The following is a 4002-nucleotide window of genomic DNA, read 5'->3' on the forward strand; positions in this document are numbered from 1 at the left end:
GGCCTGAAGTAGCGGCCAGCTTCGAATCGGCCAATGATCACATGAGACGTGACAGGTAGCGAGGTGCAAGCCACGCGCGGCTTCAGCGTGATCGCCACGGCCAATAACCGCGACAAGGGCGTGAACGAACTCTCCAGCGCGCTCAAGCGCCGCTTCAACACCGTGGTCTTGCCGGTGCCCGCCACCGAAGAGGAGGAGCTGGCGATTGTGGTCAAGCGCGTCAGCGAAATGGGCCGCGCTCTGGATCTACCGGCGGAGCCCCCGGCGCTCAAGGAGGTCAAGCGCTTGGTGCAGATCTTTCGAGAGTTGCGCAGCGGCCAGACCGAGGATGGCAAGACCAAACTCAAAAGCCCCAGTGGCACGCTGTCCACCGCCGAGGCAATTTCCGTCATCAACAACGGCATGGCCTTGGCCGGCCACTTCGGCGACGGCGTGATGGGCGCCAAAGACCTGGCCTCGGGCTTGCTGGGCGCCGTCATCAAGGACCCGGTGCAAGACAAGGTGGTTTGGCACGAATACCTAGAGACGGTGGTGAAAGAGCGCAGCGACTGGAAGGACCTCTATCGCGCCTGCCGTGACCACGCCTGAAGCGCCAGCCATGAATGAGCTTGCCGCCGACGCCGTGAGCCCCAGCGTGGCCGCGTCGCCCGAGTGCCGCTTTTTTGGGGTGCGCCACCATGGCCCGGGCTGTGCTTTGAGCCTACAGACCGCCTTGGCTGAGTGGCAGCCCGACTGCTTGCTGGTCGAGGGCCCTGCGGAGGCGGATGGCTTGGTGCCGCATGTGCTGTCGCCCGACATGCAGCCCCCCGTGGCCTTGTTGGTCTACGACCCGAGCACTCCGCAGCGGGCCGTGTTCTATCCCTTGGCAGCGTTTTCGCCCGAGTGGCAAGCCCTGCAATGGGCAGCCGGGGCCAGCGCCACGCTGCAGTTCATGGACTTGCCGCGCAGCCATTGGCTGGCCTTGCAGCAACTGCGCGAGGAAGGCTTGGCGGCACTGCAAGACCAGGCCGAAGCACAGCAGGCGTCCGACGATGCGCAAGCACTCGATGATGCTGACACCCTGTCCGCCGAAACACCCGCCCCAGAGGCCGGCAGCACCCGCCCCTCAGACCCCTTGGACGGCATTGCACGAGCCAGCGGCCACCCCGACGGTGAGAGCTGGTGGAACGCCATGGTGGAGGAGCGGCAAGACGCCCGCGAACTCTTTGCGGCCATCAATGAACTGATGCAGGCTGTGCGTGCAGAGTGGACTGCTGACGACCCCGCATTGGTGCTGCCCAGCTTGGACGCACCGGGCTTGGCCGCGCTCAGCCCCAGCCAATGGCGTGCCTGGTGCGAAGCCCTGCGCGAGGCCAGCATGCGGCAAACCCTGCGTGCAGCGCGCAAAGCCGGGCACCAACGCATTGCGGTGGTCTGCGGGGCTTGGCATGTACCCGCCCTGCAACTTGAAGCCCCCCAATGCCCCAGCATCAAGGCGGATACCGCGCTGCTCAAGGGCTTGCCCAAGCTCAAGCTGCAGGCTACTTGGATCCCGTGGTCACACCGCCACCTCACCCATGCCAGCGGCTACGGCGCAGGGGTGGACGCCCCGGGCTGGTACGGCTTTTTGTGGCAGCAGCAACGCGGTGACACGCCGCGCGAAGTGGCTTGGCTGTCGCGCGTGGCCAGCTTGCTGCGTCAACGCGACCTCGATTGCTCCAGCGCCCATGTCATTGAAGCGGCGCGCTTGGCACAGGCCCTGGCCGCTTTGCGGGGCCACCCTGCCACAGGCCTGGATGATCTGCACGATGCGACCCAAAGCGTGATCAGTGCAGGCCAAGACACAGCGCTGAACCTGATCGCCGACCAATTGCTGGTGGGCCACAAGCTCGGGCAAGTGCCCAGCGATGTGCCCATGCACCCGCTACAGCGCGACTTGGAGCAAACGCAAACGCAAAAGCGTTTGCGTCTGAAGCCTGAAGTCTTGGAGCGCACTCTGGACTTGGATTTGCGCCAGCCCAACGACCTGGCGCGCAGCCATGTGCTGCATCGCCTGCGCCTGCTCGATCTGCCCTGGGGCGAACCTCACCCCACGCAGCGCGGCAGCAAGGGCAGCTTTCATGAGCTGTGGCAGTTGCAATGGCAACCTGAGTTTGTGGTTCAGCTCATGGCGGCCAGCCCCTGGGGCGGCACGCTGGAAGAAGCCGCCTCCCGCAAAGTGCTCGATCAAGCGCGGTCTGCCACTGCCCTGGATGAACTGGCGCGCCTGGTGGATGCGGTGCTGTTGGCGCAGCTACATGGTGCGGTTGGCGGCGTCACGCAGTGCCTGGAGGCTCGCGCGGCGGTGACAGGCGACAGCCTGCAACTGTTGGCTTCGCTGCCGCCGCTGGCCAACATCTACCGCTATGGCAGCGTGCGGCAGATCGACACCGCGGCCGTGGCCACGGTGCTGGACAGCCTGATACAGCGCTGCGCGATTGGGCTCCCGCTGGCCTGCTCCGCCCTGGACGAGCAGGCCGCGCAGGCCGTGCGCGACGCTTTGCTGGCCGGGCATGCGGCAGTGAGCTTGCGAGACGCTGCCGAGCTGCGCCAAGCGTGGCATGCCGCGCTGTCCCGCATTGCGCAGATGGAAACCTGCGCCGCGCTGTTGCGTGGCCTGTGCACCCGACTCTTGCTCGATGATGGCCAGTGGTCAGACGACGAAGTGGGCCGCTGGCTGAGCCTCAACCTTTCTGCCGCCGCAGAGCCCGCCGAAGCCGCAGCCTGGCTGGAGGGCTTCTTGAATCGCAATGGCTTGGTGCTCTTGCACGACGCCCGGCTGTGGGCCTTGGTCGACGGCTGGGTGTGCCACTTGCATGAGGCTCACTTTGTGAACGTGCTGCCCTTGTTGCGGCGCGCGTTTTCAGGCTTTAGCGCCAGCGAGCGCCGATCTCTGGGAGAGCGCGCTCACCAATCGGCCGGCGGCACGGCAGCGGTCGGCGTGGGCGATGCTGCGCTCCAAGCCCTGAACCTGGACCGTGCCGCCGCCGTTCTGCCGCTGCTGCATCAATTGCTGGGAGTCGCGCCATGAGCGATGTCACCTCACCCACGCCAGACCTCGGCCTCACTGAAACACAACGTTTAGCGCGCTGGCGACTGATTCTGGGGTCCGAAGCCCAAAGCAGTTGCGGAGGCCTCAGCGGGCCCTCGCTGGAGATGGACAAAGCGCTGACCGCGCTCTACGAGCCTGACGGTGATCAAGGCTTGGCCCGCCGTCGAGGCGGTCGCGGCGGATCTGCCCCCACCGTGGCGCGTTGGCTGGGAGACATCCGTCAGTATTTCCCGGCGTCGGTGGTGCAAGTGATGCAGCAAGATGCTCTGCAGCGGCTGAACCTGCGCGAGATGCTGACCCAGCCCGAGATGCTGGAAGCGGTGCAGCCCGATGTGCATTTGGTGGCCAGCTTGATTTCGCTGTCCAGCGTCATCCCCCAGGGCACCAAAGAGACGGCGCGTGCGGTGGTGAAGCAGGTGGTGGACGCGCTGATGCGGCAACTGGAGGAGCCCCTGCGTGCCGCCGTGACCGGCTCGCTGGACCGCAGCCAGCGCAACCGCCGCCCACGCCTGGCCGAGGTGGACTGGCCGCGCACCATCCGAGCCAACCTGCGCCATTGGCTGCCAGAGCACCGCACGGTGGTGCCCCAGACCTTGATTGGTTATGGCCGCAAGTCGCGCCGCCCGCAGCGCGAGATCGTGCTGTGCATAGACCAAAGGGCACTTCTCGAAACCGCCCTCAGATCCTGAGCGGCTGAGCCGGCATGATGGCGACCATGATCACCCCGCGCATCAAGCCCTCGACGTTCTGGCGTCGCCAAGCCACGGCTGACCTGTTCGTGCAGGATCAGCGCCAGGCCAAGCTGGGGGGCTTCATCGCCAACCTGGCAGCGATGGACGAACTGATCAACTTTGCGGCCATTGCGGCCCAGGTGGACAGCGCGTGCCCGCAGGCCGACCGTAGCAAGGGGGGGCGTCCGCCATATTCCACCG

General features: G+C 66.0%; 1 protein-coding gene and 3 pseudogenes. All 4 read left to right on the plus strand.

Going from position 1 to position 4002, the window contains the following annotated elements; translation table 11 throughout:
- Positions 1-54 precede the first annotated feature (54 nt).
- Positions 55-588 (plus strand): annotated as a pseudogene (locus ACIQ3Q_RS22045) (ATPase); the annotation flags it as partial.
- A 10-nt stretch (positions 589-598) separates the two neighbouring features.
- Positions 599-3049, plus strand: coding sequence for a DUF5682 family protein (locus ACIQ3Q_RS22050; RefSeq protein ID WP_396271386.1), 2451 nt, complete (start codon positions 599-601; stop codon positions 3047-3049).
- A pseudogene (locus ACIQ3Q_RS22055) lies at positions 3046-3726 on the plus strand (VWA domain-containing protein); the annotation flags it as partial. The gene ACIQ3Q_RS22050 and the pseudogene ACIQ3Q_RS22055, both read left to right, overlap by 4 nt.
- Positions 3727-3785: 59 nt before the next feature.
- A pseudogene (locus ACIQ3Q_RS22060) lies at positions 3786-4002 on the plus strand (IS5/IS1182 family transposase); the annotation flags it as partial.

It is taken from the genome of Ideonella sp. (assembly GCF_044358605.1).
Taxonomy (GTDB): domain Bacteria; phylum Pseudomonadota; class Gammaproteobacteria; order Burkholderiales; family Burkholderiaceae_C; genus Ideonella.